Here is a 2,938-nt window from a genome sequence, read left to right on the forward strand (position 1 = left end):
GTAAGCGCCTCGCTTGGACCGTTCGGGTTTTTCTGGACGACGCGATGTGAAGCGGGACATGCTATCTCCTTTGGGTATTTTGCGTTACCCGGTAACGAATTCAGACATATCGTTACCGGGTAACAACGACGAGGAGAAACCGATGGCGCAAACAACAGCGGAGCGGCAGGCCGCCTTCCGGGCAAGGCGGGCGACAGCTGGAAACGATGGCAACGGGGAGCGGCGGCTTGATATGTGGGTGACCACTGAAGCCGATCTCGCGCTCGCACGGCTGGCACGCCGTTACTCGGTAACGAAGCGTGAGATGCTGGAGCGGCTGGTAGTGCGGGCGGACGCGGCTATCGTGCGCAGGCTCGATCCGGACTCCGCAGAATGGGATACCTACTTCCAGGTTCGACGGTAGCCCTTCAGCGTTACCGGGTAACGGACCGCTGTCCCAGGTGCAGTCGGCTACTGGCTCAGCGCGTGTGAGCCGTTCCGGGCGATCGTGGCGTGCTGTCCACCGCTGTTGTTCAACCGGTCGGAACCGCAGGTTGGGGTGGATTTTGCAGGTGTGCGGCAACGCGCCAGGGCAGCAATTCGTCGACGCGGTTGATCGGGTGATCGGCGATGCAGGTCAGCACATGGCACAGGTAAGCACGCGGATCGACGCCATTGAGTTTGCACGTGGCGATCAGCGAGTACATCGCCGCTGCCCGCTCACCGCCGCTGTCAGAGCCGGCGAACATGAAGTTTTTTCGTCCCAGTGAGACACAGCGCAGCGCGTTCTCCGCGATGTTGTTGTCTATCTCCACCGTGCCATCGTCGCAGTACAGCGTCAGCGCGCCCCATTGATTGAGCGAGTAGTTGATGGCCTTGGCCGTATCCGACTTCGTTGACAGCGTCTGGAGCTTTGCCCTGAGCCATGCACCGTAGGTTTCAAGCAGCGGTTTGGCCTTCTCCTGCCGCACACGCAGCCGCTCGGCAGGCGGCTTGCCGCGGATACTGGCTTCGATGCCGTAGAGCTTGCCAATATAGTCGAGCGCCTTTTGCGTGGTTTCAGACGGCGTGCGCACGTGAATGTCGTACAGCTTTCTCCTCGCGTGCGCCCAGCATGCTGCCTCGCGCATCGAGCCGTCCCGGAACAGCTCGTTGAAGCCCGAATACGCGTCTGCCTGCAGGATCCCGCTGAAGCCGGTCAGATGGCGCTGGGGATGGACGCCTTGCCGGTTGGGCGAGTACGCAAACCAGACGGCGGCTGGTTCCTTCGAACCGGACCGACGGTCATCACGCACATAGACCCACAGCCGGCCTGTCTTTGTCTTCTTGTTGCCCGGCGCGAGCACAGGGATCGGCGTGTCGTCCGCATGGATCTTGACGCCGCCCATCGCGTAGCGGCGCAGCGCTTCCACCAGCGGATCAACGAGCGCCTCGCACTGACCAACCCAGCGGCCCATGCTCGCCGGGTCCAGTTTGACGTTTTCGCGTGCAGCGATCTCCGACTGCCGGTAAAGCGGCTGGTGATCGGCATACTTGGCCACAAAGATCTCGGCAAGCAGGCTTGGGTGCGCGATGCCGCGCTGAATCGGCAGGCTCGGTGCCGGCGGCTGAACGATGCGACGGCAGCAGGCGCAGATCTTCTTGCGCCGGATGGTGCGGATGACCTTGAACGCTGCCGCGATGCGGCCGAGCTGCTCGGAGACGTCCTCGCCCAGCGCTTGCATCTGGCCGCCGCATTCGGCGCAGGTTGGCTCCGGCTCGAGCACGTGCTCCTCACGCGGCAGGTGGTCCGGGAGCGCCTCGCGCGAAGCACGTTCGGGCGCGTCGGACCTGCTCCTGCCGCCGGCCTGTGCTTCGCGCGTTTCGGCTGCGCCACGGCTGCCGGTCAGATCATCCAGTCGGGTCTCAAGTTCCGCAATTTGCCGGTCCAGTTTCTCGGACTTGCGGCCGAACTGCATGCGCTTGAGCTTGTCGATCTGTGCCTTGAGCCGTTCGATTTCCAGATCGCGCTCTGCCAGGGACGCCCGCGCCTCGAGCAACAAGGCCTTGAGTGCATCGATGTCATCAGGAAGGTCGCTGGCATCAGACATGCCACGCAGTTTACGCAGGTGTTGCGCGGTTTACAACATCGACAGTGGCTCGGCGGTACGGCGTGGCTGCCGCCAGTCGATGCCCTCAAGCAGCATCGACAGCTGGGCCTGGGTCAGATGGATCTTGCCGCTATCGGCCTGCGGCCAGACAAAGCGGCCACGCTCGAGCCGCTTTGCAAGCAGCCATAGCCCGTCGCTGGTAGCCCAAAGAATTTTTATCAGATCACCTCGACGGCCGCGGAAGATGAACACGTGACCGCCCAGCGGATTCTCCTGAAGCGCCGCCTGTACCTTGGCGGCCAGGCCCTGGAACCCGGAACGCATGTCGGTCACCCCCGCGGCAATCCAGATGCGTGTGCCCGCCGGCAGACCGATCATCGCGACAGCTCGCGAATCAGCAGCCGCAGTGTCTCCGGCGAGACCTCGCCGCGAATGCGCAGGCGTGCACGCTCGAACTCCACCTCGCAGACACTCTCCAGCGGCTCAGTTGTAGTGACCGTTGGCGGCGGCGCCTGTACAGACGTACCGTCGATGATGTTCACCGGCAATAACGGCGGAATCTCGCACTCCGCCTGCCGCGCCGCATGCCCGGACAGCGTCGGCAGACCGTACGCTCCCTCGAGATACGCTCGCCGCCACTTGAAGAGCAGGTTCGCGTTGACATCATTGCGGCGCGCGATCAGGGCAACCGATGCACCCGGTTCAAAGGATTGCTCGACCAGGTGCCTCTTGAACTCGAGCGGGAAATTCGGCCGCTTGGTGCGTGCGCTTGATGTTTTGTCCACGTTGGTGCCCACAATAATTTGGTGGACACCAAATTACCCAAAGCATCGACCAGTCGTCCAGAATGGCCCTCGCGAGTTGCTTAC

Annotated in this window: 4 protein-coding genes; 1 reads left to right on the forward strand and 3 read right to left on the reverse strand. The window is 62.8% G+C overall.

Going from position 1 to position 2,938, the window contains the following annotated elements:
- Window positions 1-58 precede the first annotated feature (58 nt).
- On the forward strand, window positions 59-403 hold the full coding sequence (locus tag P0D89_RS51955) for a hypothetical protein (protein ID WP_408379479.1): 345 nt from the start codon (window positions 59-61) through the stop codon (window positions 401-403).
- A gap of 109 nt (window positions 404-512) precedes the next feature.
- Here P0D89_RS51955 and tnpC read toward each other — a convergent pair whose 3' ends face one another.
- From tnpC to tnpA, 3 genes are read right to left on the reverse strand one after another with little or no spacing between them, the layout of a single operon-like run.
- Complete coding sequence (tnpC, locus tag P0D89_RS51960; protein WP_408379481.1) at window positions 513-2,069, reverse strand: IS66 family transposase; 1,557 nt, start codon at window positions 2,067-2,069, stop codon at window positions 513-515.
- 30 nt (window positions 2,070-2,099) lie between these two features.
- Window positions 2,100-2,447, reverse strand: a complete 348-nt coding sequence (gene tnpB / locus P0D89_RS51965) for an IS66 family insertion sequence element accessory protein TnpB (RefSeq protein WP_408371274.1) — start codon at window positions 2,445-2,447, stop codon at window positions 2,100-2,102.
- Window positions 2,444-2,866: an IS66-like element accessory protein TnpA gene (gene tnpA / locus P0D89_RS51970; protein WP_408371276.1), complete on the reverse strand. Its 423-nt coding sequence runs from the start codon at window positions 2,864-2,866 to the stop codon at window positions 2,444-2,446. Before tnpA ends, tnpB begins: the two co-directional genes overlap by 4 nt.
- Window positions 2,867-2,938: the final 72 nt, after the last annotated feature.

Source organism: Paraburkholderia sp. RL18-085-BIA-A, assembly GCF_046027075.1.
Taxonomy (GTDB): Bacteria; Pseudomonadota; Gammaproteobacteria; order Burkholderiales; family Burkholderiaceae; genus Paraburkholderia.